We start from the raw sequence: 16,997 nt of genomic DNA, 5'->3' as shown, positions 1-16,997 counted from the left end.
GATTCGAACCCCCGATACGTTGCCGTATACACACTTTCCAGGCGTGCTCCTTCAGCCACTCGGACACCTCACCATATTGTTGTTCCTGTGCTACCGGAACGGGCGCTAATTTAGGGAAATACCGTCCCGGCGTCAATCAACTTTTTGAAAAAAACGTGCATTTACACAAACTTCAAACAATCTGGAGCTTAAATAAGCGGGAATTGTTTTTTTTGCCAGCATCCTAAAATTTGCTACTCTGAGGATCCCTCGAAAAATGATGATAATAAGTGCGAGAAAGTTCCGCATAGCAATGCTCAGGAGACAAAATGGATATAATTTTTTATCACCCAACATTCGAAACAACCTGGTGGATTAATGCGCTGGCAAAAGCAATACCAGGCGCGAACGTCCGTGAGTGGAAAGCGGGTGATAATGCGCATGCTGACTATGCGCTGGTTTGGCATCCGCCGGTTGAAATGCTCGCGGGACGAAAATTAAAAGCCGTATTTGCACTGGGTGCTGGCGTCGATTCCATTCTCAGTAAGCTAAACGCTCACCCGGAAATGTTGGATACCTCGATCCCGCTTTTCCGTCTGGAAGATACGGGTATGGGCCTGCAAATGCAGGAATATGCGGTAAGTCAGGTGTTGCACTGGTTTCGTCGCTTTGATGATTACCAGGCGTTAAAAAATCAGGCGAAATGGCAACCATTGCCAGAGTATACCCGCGATGAGTTCACCATCGGGATCATGGGGGCCGGGGTCCTGGGTGCGAAAGTTGCCGAGAGTTTGCTGTCATGGGGGTTCCCGCTGCGCTGCTGGAGTCGTACGCGTAAATCCTGGCCTGGCGTGGAAAGCTTTGCCGGTACCAAAGAGCTGGGTGCGTTTTTGAGTCAAACTCGCGTGCTTATCAATCTTCTACCCAATACGGCAGAAACTGTGGGCATCATTAACGCTGGTTTACTTAGCCAGTTACAGGATGGCGCTTATGTGCTGAACCTGGCGCGTGGCGTTCATCTCAATGAAGACGATCTTCTGGCATTGCTGGACAGCGGCAAGGTGAAAGGCGCCATGCTGGATGTCTATAGCCGTGAACCGCTGCCGGAAACCAGCCCGCTTTGGAAACATCCACGGGTGGCGATGACGCCGCACATCGCCGCCGTTACCCGTCCGGCGGAAGCGGTGGATTATATCTCCCGTACAATTTTCAATCTGGAAAGTGGCAAAGCCGTTACGGGTCAGGTCGATCGCGTACGGGGATACTAATGCCAACCCGGCAAGTGCCGGGTTTCCGCTAATAAATGGCGGCGATACCTGCTATCCTTGACGGAAAATGACTACAGGAGAGAGTTATGTATCCCGTTGACCTGCATATGCATACCGTCGCCAGCACCCACGCCTACAGCACCTTAAGTGATTACATCGCTGAAGCTCGTCGCAAAGGCATCAAGCTGTTTGCCATTACCGATCATGGACCGGACATGGCGGATGCGCCTCACCACTGGCACTTTATTAATATGCGCATTTGGCCTCGTGTCGTGGACGGCATAGGGATCCTGCGCGGAATTGAAGCGAATATTAAAAATATTGAAGGCGAAATTGACTGTTCAGGTCCGATGTTCACTTCCCTGGATCTGATTATCGCAGGCTTTCATGAGCCGGTTTTTGCGCCACACGATAAAGAGACGAATACGCAGGCGATGATAGCCACTATGGCCAGTGGCAACGTCCATATCATCAGCCACCCGGGTAACCCCAAATATCCCGTCGATATTACTGCGATTGCTCAGGCAGCGGCAAAATACCAGGTTGCGTTGGAAATCAACAACTCTTCGTTTTTGCATTCGCGTAAGGGCAGTGAGGACAATTGCCGCGCTGTTGCTGCGGCTGTGCGTGATGCCGGCGGCTGGGTCGCGTTAGGGTCAGATTCACATACCGCTTTCACCTTAGGAGATTTCGGTGAATGTCGTAAGATACTGGATGATGTGAATTTCCCGGAAGACCGAATTTTAAACGTTACGCCAAAGCGCTTGCTGACGTTTCTGGAATCGCGAGGCATGGAGCCGATCGCGGAATTTGCTGAACTGTAATTGTTACTAACTGGAATATATTAATGAACGAGTTTTCTATCCTGTGTCGTGTACTGGGCTCGCTGTTTTACCGCCAACCGCAGGACCCTTTACTGGTTCCTCTGTTTACCCTGATTAGCGAAGGTAAACTTTCCGCCAACTGGCCGCTGGAACAGGACGAACTGCTGGCTCGTCTGCAGAAGAGCTGCGATATGCCTCAGTTGGCTGCGGATTACAACGCGTTATTTGTGGGAGACGATTGCGCGGTGCCACCTTATCGCAGCGCCTGGGTAGAAGGGGCTAAAGAATCGGATGTGCGTGCATTCCTTTCTGCCCGGGGAATGCCGTTGGCAGATACGCCGGCAGATCATATTGGCACGCTGTTGCTGGCGGCTTCATGGCTTGAAGACCAGTCTGCGGAAGATGAAAGCGAAGCGCTTGAAACCTTGTTTGTGGACTACTTGTTACCCTGGTGCGGCACGTTTCTGGGCAAAGTTGAAGCGCATGCGAATACGCCATTCTGGCGTACTATTGCGCCCCTGACACGTGATGCGATTGGTGCGATGTGGGACGAATTACAGGAAGAGACAGACGAATAAATGTGATTTAAATCACGCTAAACTGCAACGCAATTTATCAACTTGCATAATTTGTGTGCGCGATCTCATTCCAATGCCGTTTTTCTGCTAAGATGCGCGGCATGAATATACTTCTCTCAATTGCAATCACAACGGGCATTCTCTCCGGGATCTGGGGATGGGTGGCCGTTTCTCTCGGTTTACTCAGCTGGGCTGGGTTTCTGGGCTGCACTGCCTACTTTGCCTGTCCGCAAGGTGGGCTGAAAGGGCTTTGGATCTCGGCGTGTACGCTGCTAAGCGGTGTGGTGTGGGCGTTGGTGATTATTAACGGCAGTGCGCTTGCCCCGCATATGGATATTGTCGGCTATGTCATGACGGGAATTGTCGCGTTTTTGATGTGTATTCAGGCAAAGCAATGGTTGCTTTCATTCGTGCCGGGCACGTTTATTGGGGCTTGTGCAACGTTTGCAGGGCAGGGGGATTGGCGACTGGTCGTGCCATCTTTGGCGCTGGGTCTGGTATTTGGCTATGCGATGAAAAATAGCGGCTTGTGGCTGGCGTCACGCCGTGAAAACAGGATATCGCCAACCCCGACCAGTAAATAAAACAAGCGTGAGGCTTCCCTCACGCTTTTTATGCTGTAACGACCCATCAGGATTCTGGCGGTACCGACATATGGCGGTATTTAACCAGGATGTCATTATCAACTTGTTTCTTATCCTGCAAATCCCACAACCCGCGATCTATTCCGTCATTAATCAGGAAGATAACGCCGGTTTCAATTGCTGACATCAGACAAAGCATAACCGGTTCGTTAGAGGTATAACCAATTTCCCCCTCCAACAGACGCTGGTAGTCAATGAAGCGGAAAACCCCTGCCTGCACTTCATAAGACAGAATGGTTTTGCTGGTATTCACCGATGAGAGGATCTCACCGGTACTGACGTTAACCACACGCAGGTTTACCGCTATCTGGTCAAGCTGGTATTGCGTATCGGCGCCTATACCGAAATAGCGTGCGCCGACACCACCTGATTTAACGTTGCTTTCATAACCAATAATTGACCCTTCCACCATGACGTTTGCTGCGGTCAGAGACTGGAGCGGGATCCGGTTGTTAATGGCAACCGTACCGTTTTCCTGAGCCGCACGAATGATTTTTCGTTCGTTAAGCAAGTTCTGTAACCCCTGACGTTCCAGCGGGACGAACCAACGAGAATCCTTCAATGCGGTGACGAGCATAGCCGTGGCGCTTTGCGGGACGGCGGTAGAGAAGTTACTTGCCGGGTAAGGCTTAAACTGGCCAGTCTCATCCTGAATGTTGTATACCGACACAAATATCTTACCTGTAGGCATGGGTAGATGCGTCAAATCTTTATAGCTTTGGGCTCGGGGCATTAATGTCGGCTTAGCGGCCTCTTGAGGCGGGGCGGTTAAGCATCCGCTGAGTAAAATTACTGCCACCATGATAAGTAAGCGCTGCATGATATTTTCCTTTCGTGGCTCTCATTTAGAAATCGGTTGACTGGTTTTGTAAACCTGACACTTCAATAGTCGAAGTTCTTCCCGTTTTCCTGTCAGTGACATTCAATTGCAGTTGCCCATCCCGGTTGGCGATATCAACGATAAAGTCACTGGTTACCATCCTCCCCGGCTTACCTGTATTGATATTGGTGAGTAAGCCGCCGAGTATTTGCGACTGAATTGCCTGGGTAAAGTTATCCAGTGCTGTTGGGGTTTCGATCCCGTAGTCGCCAGCGCTCGGATCTTTATATGAGTTTTGCGCCTGAGCGCTATTTAATAAAAAAGAGCCGTTGTTTGGGTTGCCACCAAAGTTAGGGTTGCGGAACTGGAACGTCATGTTTCCGGCCCAACTTAACGGTGAAATTAGCATGAGCAAAACCACTGCATGTTTGACACGCATGAAAGCCTCCGGACAAAATCATGTTTTAGAATTCATCACGCGCTAAATCGCTTGTGCTTAATAGTGTTTGATCTATTTGCCGGCGATTTAATGCTTCCTCAGTTTCTGCCAATGCGAAGACCACTATTTTGTCGAAGTCTCTTTTCGTCGGGAATAAAAAGGTCTGGAAGATAACGTCCTGATTAACCGTTATCGTAATCCAACTTCCCCAACGTGCACTGGGCCTTTCATTAATGGTTAAGTTTCCTGTGTACTTGCTTTCCCACTTGTCACTAAAGGCGCGATAAAAATCATGGCCAATGGAAGAGACAGTGTGGTCAGTTAACAGTCCGGGAACCTCCACCTCTACAGCCGCGTGTAGATTCCCGGCAGCAAAGAACAAATTTGCTGCCACAATCCAGTTCAAATAGCGTTTCATGGCTTTATCGCCTGAGGTTATCATTGGCCCACGAGACCGCCTGCGTACGATTTTTGACAGCTATCTTTTTGAAAAGATTATAAAGGTGCGTTTTCACGGTATTTTCACTGATAAACAGCGAACGCGCGATTTCAATATTTGAGGCACCGATACGCAGTTTATTAAGGATCTCTTTTTCACGGTGAGTGAGTAGTGCCGACTCCGTGCTGTTATAGCGGTAATTTCCGGAATGCGTGATCAGGTAGCTGGCGAGCTTTTGCGAAAAGTAGCATTCACCGCGCAACACACCTTGCAAGCCGCTGACTACACGTTGTTCATCTTCGGTTGCGTAAAATACACCATTGATATGCGGCCAGTTTTCAATATCCCGATAGGGATAATCATCAGGGGTATTCAACAATAAAGTCTTTATATTGTTGTTTTTTCTGCTTAAATTATCTTGCCAGTAATGGATCAGTTTTTTATCTGCCTCCATCATATCCATTAAAACAATGCAGCCGGAGGAAATATCATCCAGAGAACGTTGAATATTATGTAGTTTTCCGGTTAACGCCAGTGATTGCTTTAAATGTTGTAATAACGCAGTTGCCTGCAGAGAAGGTTTAGTGATCAACAATAATGTATGACCATGAATACTATGGACTTCATTAAACATGATGAAACTCCACTTTTTAGTCGCACACCTGACAGCTGCCGCTACTAAAATAGAGGCACCAGAAGTACTGACAGATGTTGCACTGCTGTGTAGAAATAAAATATCAACCCAACGGGGTGAAAATATTAAAACAAATGGACTTCAACTGTTTTCAATCTAGCTATTACAAATCTTAAAGCAAGTGTTAAACATGTTACATAATGTAAATTTATATATTAAAATGTGATTTTTGGGTTTTAATTGAGTTTAGATTTGATAGTAAAGTTGTACATTTCAGCATTATTGCATAGATTTAAAAAATCATACAAATTATGCTATCGCATTGATATCAAATAAATAAATTTATGGTTTGTTAGTTTTACATTCCTAATGAATTCGGATTGTTTCGCCTGGATTCAACTTGGACAATTTTAGATAGAAAAAAATGATGCTTGTCACGACTTGTACCGATGCTTATCGCAGCACTAAGCTGGGAGGCGCGGAAATCACGGGAAATGCACTTTTTTGTTACTGCATAGAAATTCACTTGCAGGGTTAAAAAAGAAATAGAACCTGCTGTCGCAACCGTGTTTTTTACTGTTAATTAATACTTTGGTGTGAATCAGGATATAAAAATACCACTGGCGGGTGAGTTATTTAAAATGTTTCAACGGACATACTCTTCATCGTAACGTGACGTTAACAAATGTAAGTCATGTTAACAACAATTTGAGTGGTAACTAATTTAACTTCATGTACGACCAGGTCCAGGGTGACAACATGAAAAACAAGTTGTTATTTATGATGTTTACAATACTGGGTGTGCCTGGGATTGCATCCGCAACAAGTTATGATTTAGCTAATTCAGAATATAACTTTGCGGTAAATGAATTAAGTAAGTCTTCATTTAATCAGGCAGCCATTATTGGTCAGGTTGGCACTGCGAACAGTGCAAATACTCGTCAGGGGGGCTCGAAGCTATTGTCGGTCATTTCGCAAGAAGGTTCTGGTAACCGGGCGAAAACGGACCAGACGGGATCATATAACTTTGCATATATTGATCAGGTGGGTAGTTCCAATGACGCGAGTATTAAACAAGGTTCTTATGGTAATACAGCTGTAATTATCCAGAAAGGCTCTGGTAATAAAGCGAATATTACCCAGTATGGTACACAAAAAACAGCAGTTGTGGTGCAGAGACAGTCGCAAATGGCAATTCGCGTAACTCAACGCTAATCCATGATCGACGTTTAAATCAATCCGATGGGGGTTTACCATGAAACTTTTAAAAGTGGCAGCATTCGCAGCAATCGTCGTTTCTGGCAGTGCTCTGGCTGGTGTTGTTCCGCAATGGGGCGGTAATCATCATGGCGGCGGTAGCAACTATGGCCCAGACTCTTCGCTGAGTATCTACCAATATGGTTCAAACAACGCTGCGAATGCTCTGCAAAGCGATGCGCGTAAATCAGATGTCACCATCACCCAACATGGGCGTGGTAATGGCGCGGTCGTAGGCCAGGGGGCTGATGACAGTACTATTAGCCTGAAACAGACTGGCTTCCAGAACAATGCCACCATCGATCAGTGGAATGCAAAAAATGCTGATATTAGCGTGACCCAGTTCGGTGGCCGCAACGGCGCGCTGGTTAATCAGACTGCTTCTGACTCCAATGTGCTGATTCAGCAAGTTGGTTTTGGCAACAATGCAACAGCTAACCAACACTAATTCAGTTTTCTGACTGATAATAAACAGGGCGTGAGCCCTGTTTTTTTTTCGGGAGAATATGATGCATACATTATTACTCATTGCCGCGCTGACAAATCAAATAACATTCAATACGACCCAACAAGGCGATATGTACACCATTATTCCTCAGGTGACGTTAGCCCAACCCTGCGTTTGTGAGGTCCAGGTCCTTGCCGTTCGTAAGGGGGAGGGAGGACAAAGCCAATCGCAGCAGAAAACAAGCCTTTCGGTCCCCGCTAATCGGCCGATTGAACTAACCAAACTGAGCTTTAATATTTCACCGGGGGATTCGGTCAAAATTATCGTTACCGTTTCGGACGGGCAGTCTCTGCATTTGTCACAACAATGGCCTGACTCAACCAGTCAGCCATAATTTTTGCTGTATTTGCATTAAGGGTGTGGCTGGGAATGCGGCGCTGTTCTATGAATATAGAAACGTACAGCGTTTTTATTTGATCGTAACTCGCAGTGGTGAAGGATCATTCAGATCCCTCAAGGATGACTAATCATTGAGGAACCCTTATGTGCACATTTTTTAAACGTATTTTTAGCGCCAGTTTATGTACGTTATCTCTTTTCACTTTTCCCATAATGGCGCAACAGATCGCGCCCGGCGGCGTTATCCATTTTCGCGGCGCAATAGTTGAAGCGCCCTGCGACGTTAACACCCAACAACAACAGATCGAATTGTCTTGTATGCGCAATGGCACCACCCGTAATAGTCTCTATAATCATCAACAGGTCACGGCTGCCCCTCAGAATGTGCAGCAAATTGCTACTGTGAAAATGCATTACCTCAATGAACAGAAAAACATGGCGATCCTTAACATTGAATATAAATGAACCATTCTGGCTTAGGCATGCAAACTTGTGGTTAAAAAGTGAGATTTCAAGGAAATCCCTGCTGTACACTTGATGAATCGTGTTTTGTCAGGGGGAATTTATGCATTCACGCGTGCATGTGTTACACGGCGATATTACGACGATCGCTGTTGATGTGATCGTCAACGCGGCGAATTCATCGCTACTGGGAGGTGGTGGTGTTGATGGCGCAATCCATCGCGCCGCCGGCCCCGCATTGCTGGAGGCCTGCAAACAGGTTATCCAGCAACAGGGAGAATGCCCGACCGGGCATGCCGTTATCACGCTGGCGGGGGCGCTTCCGGCAAAAGCGGTCATTCATACCGTAGGGCCTGTCTGGCAAGGTGGAGGGCATCATGAGGCTGAACGTCTTGAAGACGCCTATCTGAATTCGCTGCAACTGGCCCTGGCCAATGGGTATCAATCCATTGCTTTTCCGGCGATCAGTACCGGAGTCTACGGGTATCCCCGCGCCGCAGCGGCAGAAATAGCGGTAAATACGGTGTTAAAATTTATTACCCGTCGTACGCTTCCCGATCAAATATACTTTGTTTGTTTTGACGAAGAAAACGCTCAACTCTACAAGAGACTACTTTCCCGGCAAGGTGACAAGAACACGGATTGATATGACGCGACTTGAGCGGGCCATCACGCCACTTTGTGCTAACCATCCTGGAGATTGCGGCATTCTTACGTTGGATGACAGCCTGGATGCCTTTGCTGCTCGCTATCGACTAACAGAAATGGCGGAACGTACACTGGATGTGCAGTACTACATCTGGGAGAACGACATGTCCGGTCTGTTGCTGTTTTCAGTTCTGTTGGCGGCGGCGAAACGTGGAGTGAAGGTTCGCTTGCTGTTGGATGACAACAACACGCCGGGTCTTGATGACACGCTGCGGCTGCTGGATAGCCATCCTAATATAGAAATTCGTCTGTTTAATCCCTTTTCCTTTCGCATCCTGCGCGCCCTGGGCTATTTGACCGATTTTGCCCGGCTAAATCGGCGAATGCACAATAAAAGTTATACCGCTGACGGCGTGGTGACCATCGTGGGCGGGCGTAATATTGGTGATGCCTATTTTGGGGCGGGTGAGCAACCGCTGTTTTCCGATCTGGACGTCATGGCTATTGGTCCCGTTGTCAAAGATGTTGCGGATGATTTTGAGCGTTACTGGCACTGCCGCTCTGTTTCAACGTTACAAAACGTACTTGAGATGTCGGAGTCAGATTCTTCGCAGCGTATCGAGCTGCCTGAATCCTGGTATAACGATGATATTACTCGTCGCTATTTGCATAAGCTGGAAACCAGCCAGTTTATGGCCAGCCTCGATCAGCAGTCGCTGCCGCTGATTTGGGCGAAAACGCGTTTGCTGAGTGATGATCCTGTCAAAGGTGAAGGGAAAGCGCCGCGCCATTCGTTATTACCGCAGCGTTTGTTTGATGTGATGGGGTCACCGGGCGAACGCATTGATATTATTTCCGCCTACTTTGTGCCGACTCGGGCTGGGGTGGCGCAACTGTTGAGAATGGTAAGGAAAGGCGTCAAGATTGCGATTTTAACCAATTCGCTGGCGGCAAATGATGTGGCTATCGTTCATGCGGGCTACGCGCGATGGCGAAAAAAACTGCTGCGTTACGGGGTAGAATTATACGAACTTAAACCTACCCGCGAACGCGTTTCGGTGGTCCACGATCGCGGATTAACCGGTAATTCAGGTTCCAGCCTGCATGCTAAAACCTTCAGTATTGACGGTCGAAAAGTATTTATCGGCTCGCTTAATTTTGATCCCCGTTCAACGCTGCTTAATACGGAAATGGGGTTTGTGATTGAGAGTGAAGTGCTGGCTGAAGTGATCCATAAACGTTTTATGCAGAGCCAGCGTGACATGGCCTGGCAACTGCGCCTCGACCGCTGGGGCAGAATTAATTGGGTGGATCGCGTTTCCGGCAGCGAACAGGTACTGAAAAAAGAACCCGCCACAGGATTCTGGAAGCGGGTTCTGGTGAAGCTTGCGTCGGTGTTACCCATTGAGTGGCTGCTCTGAACCACACAATGAGAGAAAAATTAACCGGCGACAGCTTTATTTTTATCTTGCTTAACGGCCGGTTTACCCGAAAAGAGAAACTTCAGCACCGGTATGCGCAAATGGAGTTCGTACAGTATCACCGCAATCCCCACCACAAACAGCAGGCCGCACAAAAAGCCCAGTAGATTCGATGAGATATGCGGTGTGATATACGCGCCAAAAAACAGCGTCAAAGGGTGGTGCACTAAATAGATAAACAGTGACGCGTTGACAAAATAGGTCACGCGGGCCGACTGGAAATTCAGCAAACGGTGGCCAAGCGAAAAGACGACGTTCACCATCCACAGTCCCATGACCATGGTGATGACATATTCGGTTTCATACATCCAGGCATCGCCATTGCCATAACGTTGATTGAGCAGGTAAGCGACAAACGCCAATGCAGCGCCTATCGTGCAGCCACGCGATGACCTGGTAAACAGCGCTTTCAGATTAGGGTTGATAAACGCAAGCGCGCCGAGCATAAAGAAAGGTATATAGAACAGCGTTTGCATAACAATAAAATTAAACATGCCATCGCTGAGAATTGAAGGGTAGAGGATGAAAATCGTCCTTCTGACGGCGGCATAACCGACACCCAATAAAATAAAAATCAGCGTTAATTTGGTCATCGACACAGCAGAGGGGTTAGCACCTTCGCTACGCATCGTCTTATTTTTCATCTGGGTAAATACCCACATGCTTACAGTCGTTAAAACCACCAGAACCAGTAAAAACCACAGATGGGAAATAAGCTCCCAGGCCAGCGTGTTGTACTTTTCGTACCCGCTGAGAGTATGCCAGCTGTCTGCTTTGCCCTTCACGTATTGCAGCATGATAAATTGCGGCAGCGTAAGCAATGGAATCGCCGTCAGCATCGGGATTCCCACGCGTTCGACACGCACCTTCCACCACCGCTTTAGCGGATAGCGCAAAAATAACATGTACGAAAAGTAACCCGAAATAACAAAGAAGACCTGCATGCGAAATGCATGGATAAAATCGTTAAAAAGGGTCAACCACCATGACGGCTCTGCGCTGTTCACGTGCCAGGTATGAGTGGAGTAGATCAAAGAAATATGGAAGGGGATCCCTAACAACATTAGCCAGGCACGGATGGAGTCAAGAAAATATTCACGTGGTGGTGATACAGGGCTCATAGACAGTTACGTATTCTCAGACTTTTCGTCTTATCCCTAAGACGAATAATGGTTACATTCGAGGCCAACCCTACACGAAGTCCAACAACCTGTCTCCAGGATAAGCACGCAAAGTGAAAACAGCAGACAAAGCTGCTTAAAGCATGAGCCAGCGCGCGAACAATACAGGGATTCAGTTGTCGGAATACCCGATTATCCATTAAAATGGATCGGATCAATATAAGCACACAAAGGGGGAAGTGCTTACTAATTATGAAACATAAACTACAAATGATGAAAATGCGTTGGTTGGGTGCAGCAGTCATGTTAACGCTGTACACATCATCGAGCTGGGCGTTCAGCATTGATGATGTTGCAAAACAAGCTCAATCCTTAGCCGGTAAAGGCTATGAGGCGCCAAAAAGTAACTTGCCCTCCGTTTTCCGCGACATGAAATATGCGGATTATCAGCAGATCCAGTTTAATCGCGATAAAGCCTACTGGAGCAATCTCAAGACCCCATTTAAGCTCGAATTCTACCACCAGGGTATGTACTTCGACACGCCGGTTAAAATCAACGAAGTTACCGCCACTGCGGTGAAAAGAATCAAATATAGCCCGGATTACTTTAATTTTGGCGATGTTCAGCATGATAAAGACACGGTAAAAGATCTCGGTTTCGCCGGGTTCAAAGTGCTGTATCCGATCAACAGCAAAGATAAAAACGATGAAATCGTCAGCATGCTCGGGGCCAGCTATTTCCGCGTTCTCGGCGCAGGCCAGGTCTACGGTCTGTCTGCGCGCGGTCTCGCGATCGATACCGCTCTCCCTTCTGGTGAAGAATTTCCCCGCTTCCGTGAGTTTTGGATCGAACGTCCGAAACCGACTGACAAACGTTTAACCATATACGCCTTGCTGGACTCTCCGCGCGCAACCGGAGCGTATCGCTTTGTCATTATTCCGGGTCGCGACACGGTTGTTGATGTTCAGTCCAAAGTTTACCTGCGCGACAAAGTGGGCAAGCTGGGCGTGGCGCCGTTAACCAGTATGTTCCTGTTCGGCCCAAATCAGCCTTCTCCGGCAACGAATTATCGTCCGGAACTGCATGACTCTAATGGTTTGTCTATCCACGCTGGCAACGGCGAATGGATTTGGCGGCCGCTGAACAACCCGAAACATCTCGCGGTGAGCAGCTTTGCCATGGAAAACCCGCAAGGTTTCGGTCTGTTGCAGCGTGGCCGTCAGTTCTCGCGTTTTGAAGATATTGACGATCGTTACGACCTGCGTCCAAGCGCCTGGATCACGCCAAAAGGTGACTGGGGCAAAGGTAAGATTGAGTTAGTTGAAATTCCGACTAACGATGAAACGAACGATAACATCGTTGCGTACTGGACGCCGGATCAACTGCCTGAAGCGGGCAAAGAGATGAACTTCAAGTACTCCCTGACGTTCACGCGTGATGAAGACAAGCTTCATGCGCCGGAAAATGCCTGGGTACAACAGACTCGTCGTTCTACGGGTGATGTTAAACAATCCAATCTGATTCGTCAGCCAGACGGTACTATCGCGTTTGTGGTGGATTTTACCGGCGCAGACATGAAAAAGCTGCCACAGGATACCCCGGTTACCGCACAAACCAGCATTGGCGACAACGGCGAGATCGTTGAAAACACCGTGCGTTACAACCCGGTCACTAAAGGTTGGCGTTTGATGCTGCGCGTGAAGGTGAAAGACGTGAAGAAAACCACTGAAATGCGAGCAGCCCTGGTCAATGCCGATCAGACGTTGAGTGAAACCTGGAGCTACCAGTTACCTGCCAATGAATAAGACTACTGAGTATATTGACGCAATGCCGCTTTCGGATATCGAAAAAGCGGCTCTGCCGAAAACTGACATCCGCGCCGTTCATCAGGCGCTGGATGCTGAGCATCGTACTTACTCGCGCGAAGATGATTCACCGCAGGGTTCTGTGAAAGCTCGTCTTGAGCAAGCATGGCCAGATTCTCTGGCGAAAGAGCAGTTGGTTAAAGACGATGAAGGACGCGATCAGCTTCAGGCAATGCCTAAAGCAACGCGTACCTCGATGTTCCCCGATCCCTGGCGTACCAACCCGGTTGGTCGTTTTTGGGATCGTCTGCGTGGACGTGATGTGACTCCGCGTTATCTTTCGCGTCTGACGAAAGAAGAACAAGAAAGCGAGCAAAAGTGGCGTACCGTTGGCACAATCCGCCGCTATACGCTGTTGATCCTAACGCTGGCGCAAACGGTGGTAGCAACCTGGTATATGAAGACGATCCTTCCGTATCAGGGTTGGGCATTCATAAATCCGGTCGACATGATGGGGCAGGACCTGTGGGTCTCCTTTATGCAATTGCTGCCCTATATGCTACAGACCGGGATCCTGATTTTGTTTGCCGTGCTTTTCTGTTGGGTCTCTGCAGGGTTCTGGACTGCGCTGATGGGCTTCCTGCAACTGCTGATTGGGCGAGATAAGTACAGTATCTCCGCCTCAACGGTCGGGGACGAACCACTGAATCCTGAACACCGCACCGCACTGATTATGCCTATCTGTAACGAGGACGTTGACCGCGTATTCGCGGGGCTGCGCGCCACGTGGGAGTCAGTTAAAGCCACGGGCAACGCCGAGCATTTTGATGTTTACATCCTGAGCGACAGCTACAATCCTGATATCTGCGTAGCGGAACAAAAAGCGTGGATGGAACTGATTGCCGAAGTGCAGGGCGAAGGGCAGATTTTCTACCGTCGTCGTCGTCGTCGTGTGAAGCGCAAAAGCGGCAACATCGATGACTTCTGCCGCCGCTGGGGGAATCAGTACAGCTATATGGTGGTGCTGGATGCTGACTCCGTGATGAGCGGCGACTGTCTGAGCGGTCTGGTTCGTCTGATGGAAGCGAATCCTAACGCCGGGATTATCCAGTCTTCACCCAAGGCTTCCGGTATGGATACGCTGTATGCGCGTTGCCAGCAGTTCGCGACCCGTGTTTATGGCCCGTTGTTTACCGCCGGGCTTCACTTCTGGCAGTTGGGTGAATCGCACTACTGGGGTCATAACGCCATCATTCGCGTGAAGCCGTTTATTGAGCACTGTGCGCTTGCGCCGTTACCTGGCGAAGGTTCATTTGCAGGCTCGATCCTCTCCCATGACTTCGTGGAAGCGGCATTAATGCGTCGTGCCGGCTGGGGCGTGTGGATCGCTTACGATCTGCCGGGTTCTTATGAAGAGCTGCCGCCAAACCTGTTGGATGAGCTCAAGCGTGACCGTCGCTGGTGTCATGGCAACCTGATGAACTTCCGTCTGTTCCTGGTTAAGGGGATGCATCCGGTTCACCGCGCGGTGTTCCTGACCGGCGTTATGTCCTATCTGTCAGCGCCGTTGTGGTTCATGTTCCTCGCGTTGTCTACCGCATTGCAGGTAGTCCATGCGTTGACGGAGCCGCAGTACTTCCTGCAACCGCGGCAGCTATTCCCGGTCTGGCCGCAGTGGCGTCCTGAACTGGCGATCGCGCTGTTTGCTTCCACCATGGTGCTGCTGTTCCTGCCGAAGCTGCTGAGTATTTTACTTATCTGGTGTAAAGGGACGAAAGAGTACGGCGGATTTATTCGCGTCACGCTGTCGTTGCTGCTGGAGGTTCTGTTCTCCGTGCTGCTGGCGCCGGTGCGTATGCTGTTCCATACCGTTTTCGTGGTGAGCGCATTCCTCGGTTGGGAAGTGGTGTGGAATTCGCCGCAGCGTGATGACGATTCCACCCCGTGGGGGGAAGCGTTTATGCGTCATGGTTCTCAGCTCTTGCTAGGGCTGGTGTGGGCTGTGGGTATGGCCTGGCTGGATCTGCGTTTTCTGTTCTGGCTGGCGCCGATTGTCTTCTCGCTGATCCTCTCGCCGTTTGTTTCCGTAATTTCCAGTCGTTCTACGGTTGGGTTACGAACCAAACGCTGGAAGCTGTTCCTGATCCCGGAAGAGTACTCTCCGCCACAGGTGCTGGTGGATACAGATACCTATCTGGTAATGAACCGTAATCGTACGCTGGACGACGGTTTTATGCATGCGGTGTTTAACCCGTCGTTTAACGCGCTGGCTACGGCAATGGCGACTGCTCGCCACCGTGTGAGTAACGTACTTGAGATTGCACGCGACCGTCATGTGGAGCAGGCGCTGAACGAAACGCCGGAGAAACTGAATCGCGATCGTCGCCTTGTGCTGTTAAGCGATCCGGTGACCATGGCGCGTTTGCATTATCGCGTCTGGAATTCACCTGATAAGTATTCTTCGTGGGTGAATTACTATCAGGGCCTGACCCTGAATCCGTTAGCGCTCAGGAAAAAATAAGCGTTCTGTAATGTGAAAATACCGGCCTGGTGCCGGTATTTTTTTATACTGAATAAAAAGAGTCATGGGGTACCAGATGCGAATAGTGGCAGTGGCGATAATGGTCTTGTTCCTGAGCGGATGCGGCAGCATCATTAGCCGGACCATCCCAGGACAAGGGCATGGCAACCAATACTATCCGGGCGTACAGTGGGATGTCCGGGATTCCGCATGGCGCTACGTCACCATCCTCGACCTGCCGTTTTCGCTAGTGTTTGATACGCTGTTGTTACCGCTCGACATTCACCATGGGCCTTACGAGTAGTTATCGTTCATCCCATTCATCAGCTGCGGTCTGACCCTCTTCGGTATCAAGGGGAGGCTCCAGCTGAAATTCACCTTCGTCCCATTCGTGAAGCGTGTTTTCTTCCTGCCACTCCTGACGAATTTCAATCTCATCATAATCACCATCAAAAACGCTTTGCGCCGCTTCACCGCTTAGCATTGGCAGACATTCGCCATCGACATCATCCTCATCGGCAAAGAATTCTGCTTGCCACATAATGTCGCCATCCTGTAGCACGTATTTTTGTACGCTTAGCTGCTGAACACTGGCATCGTCAGCCTCCAGACCTGGGTTATCTGCCAGAAACACTTCACGAGCAGCATCAATAGCCTCTTCCAGCGTGGCATAAAAATACATGTCATTCTTTGCCATAATCTTCTCCTAAGGTGAACAATAAATGGTGATGATTCAATCTATAGACCTCGATCCGCGGAGCGTCAAACCCATTGACTGCAGAGCTAACTTAAATGAATGCCAGCCGTTGGTAGCGACGACAGGGTTTTATGATGACGTCTTCGATTGGTATGGAAAAATTTACAATGCGAGATACTGAAGTTGGCGTAATGGACGACCGCGAATTTGAGAAAAAAAGGTAATGTGTGTGGTTAGCAGTGGCGTAATGAAAATCAAATAAATAAACGATACTGTTATATAAATGAATCTTCAGATTTAATACGTATTTAGTCGATTTTTTGCTTGCGGTAATGCCCATTGTACTGATGAGTGGATGTCTAACCTTATCAAAATAAAGGAAAAAATATTTATTAATGTGAAAAAATCACAGAGGTAATTATTGAGAGATACTGAACTCAAGAGCCGGAAAGGTAATGACTAAGTATCCGCCATGTGCAACATCTGTTAATGGCGTGAGGCGTTTTAAAAAAGGATACATAATAATAGATGA

Annotated in this window: 19 protein-coding genes; 13 read left to right on the top strand and 6 right to left on the bottom strand. The window is 48.7% G+C overall.

Going from position 1 to position 16,997, the window contains the following annotated elements; translation table 11 throughout:
• Positions 1-308: 308 nt before the first annotated feature.
• From ghrA to OGV69_RS19740, 4 genes are all read left to right on the top strand, one after another.
• A complete protein-coding gene (gene ghrA, locus OGV69_RS19755; protein ID WP_069323302.1) occupies positions 309-1,247 on the top strand; it encodes a glyoxylate/hydroxypyruvate reductase GhrA in 939 nt (312 codons plus the stop codon).
• A gap of 86 nt (positions 1,248-1,333) precedes the next feature.
• A complete protein-coding gene (locus OGV69_RS19750) occupies positions 1,334-2,071 on the top strand; it encodes a phosphatase (protein ID WP_038639608.1) in 738 nt (245 codons plus the stop codon).
• Between the two features lie 23 nt (positions 2,072-2,094).
• Positions 2,095-2,649, top strand: coding sequence for a TorD/DmsD family molecular chaperone (locus tag OGV69_RS19745; protein WP_038639611.1), 555 nt, complete (start codon positions 2,095-2,097; stop codon positions 2,647-2,649).
• Positions 2,650-2,750: 101 nt separating this feature from the next.
• On the top strand, positions 2,751-3,233 hold the full coding sequence (locus OGV69_RS19740) for a DUF1097 domain-containing protein (protein ID WP_038639615.1): 483 nt from the start codon (positions 2,751-2,753) through the stop codon (positions 3,231-3,233).
• Positions 3,234-3,279: 46 nt separating this feature from the next.
• On the opposite strand, the gene csgG is transcribed toward OGV69_RS19740, so the two are convergent.
• From csgG to csgD, 4 genes are read right to left on the bottom strand one after another with little or no spacing between them, the layout of a single operon-like run.
• Positions 3,280-4,113, bottom strand: coding sequence for a curli production assembly/transport protein CsgG (gene csgG, locus OGV69_RS19735; protein ID WP_003036082.1), 834 nt, complete (start codon positions 4,111-4,113; stop codon positions 3,280-3,282).
• A 25-nt stretch (positions 4,114-4,138) separates the two neighbouring features.
• Positions 4,139-4,552, bottom strand: a complete 414-nt coding sequence (csgF, locus tag OGV69_RS19730) for a curli production assembly/transport protein CsgF (RefSeq protein ID WP_016152599.1) — start codon at positions 4,550-4,552, stop codon at positions 4,139-4,141.
• Between the two features lie 25 nt (positions 4,553-4,577).
• Positions 4,578-4,970: a curli production assembly/transport protein CsgE gene (gene csgE, locus OGV69_RS19725; RefSeq protein WP_038639617.1), complete on the bottom strand. Its 393-nt coding sequence runs from the start codon at positions 4,968-4,970 to the stop codon at positions 4,578-4,580.
• A 4-nt stretch (positions 4,971-4,974) separates the two neighbouring features.
• Positions 4,975-5,625: a biofilm master transcriptional regulator CsgD gene (csgD, locus tag OGV69_RS19720; protein ID WP_069323303.1), complete on the bottom strand. Its 651-nt coding sequence runs from the start codon at positions 5,623-5,625 to the stop codon at positions 4,975-4,977.
• Positions 5,626-6,384: 759 nt separating this feature from the next.
• Here csgD and csgB point away from each other — a divergent pair.
• The 6 genes from csgB to OGV69_RS19690 all read left to right on the top strand — a co-directional run bounded on the left by csgB (position 6,385) and on the right by OGV69_RS19690 (position 10,260).
• A complete protein-coding gene (csgB, locus tag OGV69_RS19715) occupies positions 6,385-6,840 on the top strand; it encodes a curli minor subunit CsgB (protein WP_032939898.1) in 456 nt (151 codons plus the stop codon).
• A 40-nt stretch (positions 6,841-6,880) separates the two neighbouring features.
• Positions 6,881-7,330: a curli major subunit CsgA gene (gene csgA / locus OGV69_RS19710; RefSeq protein WP_006685125.1), complete on the top strand. Its 450-nt coding sequence runs from the start codon at positions 6,881-6,883 to the stop codon at positions 7,328-7,330.
• A 61-nt stretch (positions 7,331-7,391) separates the two neighbouring features.
• Positions 7,392-7,724, top strand: coding sequence for a curli assembly chaperone CsgC (gene csgC / locus OGV69_RS19705; protein ID WP_038639625.1), 333 nt, complete (start codon positions 7,392-7,394; stop codon positions 7,722-7,724).
• A 149-nt stretch (positions 7,725-7,873) separates the two neighbouring features.
• Positions 7,874-8,194, top strand: coding sequence for a YmdA family protein (locus tag OGV69_RS19700; RefSeq protein ID WP_069323304.1), 321 nt, complete (start codon positions 7,874-7,876; stop codon positions 8,192-8,194).
• 100 nt (positions 8,195-8,294) lie between these two features.
• Positions 8,295-8,837, top strand: a complete 543-nt coding sequence (ymdB, locus tag OGV69_RS19695; protein WP_038639630.1) for an O-acetyl-ADP-ribose deacetylase — start codon at positions 8,295-8,297, stop codon at positions 8,835-8,837.
• Positions 8,770-10,260: a phospholipase D family protein gene (locus tag OGV69_RS19690; RefSeq protein ID WP_373260886.1), complete on the top strand. Its 1,491-nt coding sequence runs from the start codon at positions 8,770-8,772 to the stop codon at positions 10,258-10,260. Before ymdB ends, OGV69_RS19690 begins: the two co-directional genes overlap by 68 nt.
• A gap of 20 nt (positions 10,261-10,280) precedes the next feature.
• Here the strand turns inward: OGV69_RS19690 and mdoC are convergent, their stop codons facing one another.
• Positions 10,281-11,441: a glucans biosynthesis protein MdoC gene (gene mdoC / locus OGV69_RS19685; protein WP_069323306.1), complete on the bottom strand. Its 1,161-nt coding sequence runs from the start codon at positions 11,439-11,441 to the stop codon at positions 10,281-10,283.
• 270 nt (positions 11,442-11,711) lie between these two features.
• Here mdoC and mdoG point away from each other — a divergent pair, with 270 nt between their 5' ends.
• From mdoG to OGV69_RS19670, 3 genes are all read left to right on the top strand, one after another.
• Complete coding sequence (mdoG, locus tag OGV69_RS19680) at positions 11,712-13,247, top strand: glucans biosynthesis protein MdoG (protein WP_087857802.1); 1,536 nt, start codon at positions 11,712-11,714, stop codon at positions 13,245-13,247.
• Complete coding sequence (mdoH, locus tag OGV69_RS19675) at positions 13,240-15,768, top strand: glucans biosynthesis glucosyltransferase MdoH (protein WP_038639642.1); 2,529 nt, start codon at positions 13,240-13,242, stop codon at positions 15,766-15,768. The genes mdoG and mdoH overlap by 8 nt, the downstream gene beginning before the upstream one ends.
• Before the next feature lie 76 nt (positions 15,769-15,844).
• Positions 15,845-16,072 (top strand): YceK/YidQ family lipoprotein, encoded by a 228-nt coding sequence (locus OGV69_RS19670; protein ID WP_038639644.1) that lies wholly within the window; start codon positions 15,845-15,847, stop codon positions 16,070-16,072.
• On the opposite strand, the gene OGV69_RS19665 is transcribed toward OGV69_RS19670, so the two are convergent.
• A complete protein-coding gene (locus OGV69_RS19665) occupies positions 16,073-16,450 on the bottom strand; it encodes a MysB family protein (protein WP_038643106.1) in 378 nt (125 codons plus the stop codon).
• Positions 16,451-16,997: the final 547 nt, after the last annotated feature.

Origin of the sequence: Citrobacter sp. Cc139 (assembly GCF_030334645.1) — a bacterium.
Classification (GTDB): Bacteria; Pseudomonadota; Gammaproteobacteria; order Enterobacterales; family Enterobacteriaceae; genus Citrobacter; species Citrobacter werkmanii.
The sequence above is the reverse complement of the archived record's forward strand: the minus strand, read 5'-3'. Positions and strand labels throughout refer to the sequence as shown.

What these genes read in the sequence shown, in the direction of transcription:
- ghrA (WP_069323302.1), top strand. Translation starts at nt 309, where the DNA reads ATGGATATAATTTTTTATCACCCAACATTCGAAACAACCTGGTGGATT.
- OGV69_RS19750 (WP_038639608.1), top strand. Translation starts at nt 1,334, where the DNA reads ATGTATCCCGTTGACCTGCATATGCATACCGTCGCCAGCACCCACGCC.
- OGV69_RS19745 (WP_038639611.1), top strand. Translation starts at nt 2,095, where the DNA reads ATGAACGAGTTTTCTATCCTGTGTCGTGTACTGGGCTCGCTGTTTTAC.
- OGV69_RS19740 (WP_038639615.1), top strand. Translation starts at nt 2,751, where the DNA reads ATGAATATACTTCTCTCAATTGCAATCACAACGGGCATTCTCTCCGGG.
- csgG (WP_003036082.1), bottom strand. Translation starts at nt 4,113, where the DNA reads ATGCAGCGCTTACTTATCATGGTGGCAGTAATTTTACTCAGCGGATGC.
- csgF (WP_016152599.1), bottom strand. Translation starts at nt 4,552, where the DNA reads ATGCGTGTCAAACATGCAGTGGTTTTGCTCATGCTAATTTCACCGTTA.
- csgE (WP_038639617.1), bottom strand. Translation starts at nt 4,970, where the DNA reads ATGAAACGCTATTTGAACTGGATTGTGGCAGCAAATTTGTTCTTTGCT.
- csgD (WP_069323303.1), bottom strand. Translation starts at nt 5,625, where the DNA reads ATGTTTAATGAAGTCCATAGTATTCATGGTCATACATTATTGTTGATC.
- csgB (WP_032939898.1), top strand. Translation starts at nt 6,385, where the DNA reads ATGAAAAACAAGTTGTTATTTATGATGTTTACAATACTGGGTGTGCCT.
- csgA (WP_006685125.1), top strand. Translation starts at nt 6,881, where the DNA reads ATGAAACTTTTAAAAGTGGCAGCATTCGCAGCAATCGTCGTTTCTGGC.
- csgC (WP_038639625.1), top strand. Translation starts at nt 7,392, where the DNA reads ATGCATACATTATTACTCATTGCCGCGCTGACAAATCAAATAACATTC.
- OGV69_RS19700 (WP_069323304.1), top strand. Translation starts at nt 7,874, where the DNA reads ATGTGCACATTTTTTAAACGTATTTTTAGCGCCAGTTTATGTACGTTA.
- ymdB (WP_038639630.1), top strand. Translation starts at nt 8,295, where the DNA reads ATGCATTCACGCGTGCATGTGTTACACGGCGATATTACGACGATCGCT.
- mdoC (WP_069323306.1), bottom strand. Translation starts at nt 11,441, where the DNA reads ATGAGCCCTGTATCACCACCACGTGAATATTTTCTTGACTCCATCCGT.
- mdoG (WP_087857802.1), top strand. Translation starts at nt 11,712, where the DNA reads ATGATGAAAATGCGTTGGTTGGGTGCAGCAGTCATGTTAACGCTGTAC.
- mdoH (WP_038639642.1), top strand. Translation starts at nt 13,240, where the DNA reads ATGAATAAGACTACTGAGTATATTGACGCAATGCCGCTTTCGGATATC.
- OGV69_RS19670 (WP_038639644.1), top strand. Translation starts at nt 15,845, where the DNA reads ATGCGAATAGTGGCAGTGGCGATAATGGTCTTGTTCCTGAGCGGATGC.
- OGV69_RS19665 (WP_038643106.1), bottom strand. Translation starts at nt 16,450, where the DNA reads ATGTATTTTTATGCCACGCTGGAAGAGGCTATTGATGCTGCTCGTGAA.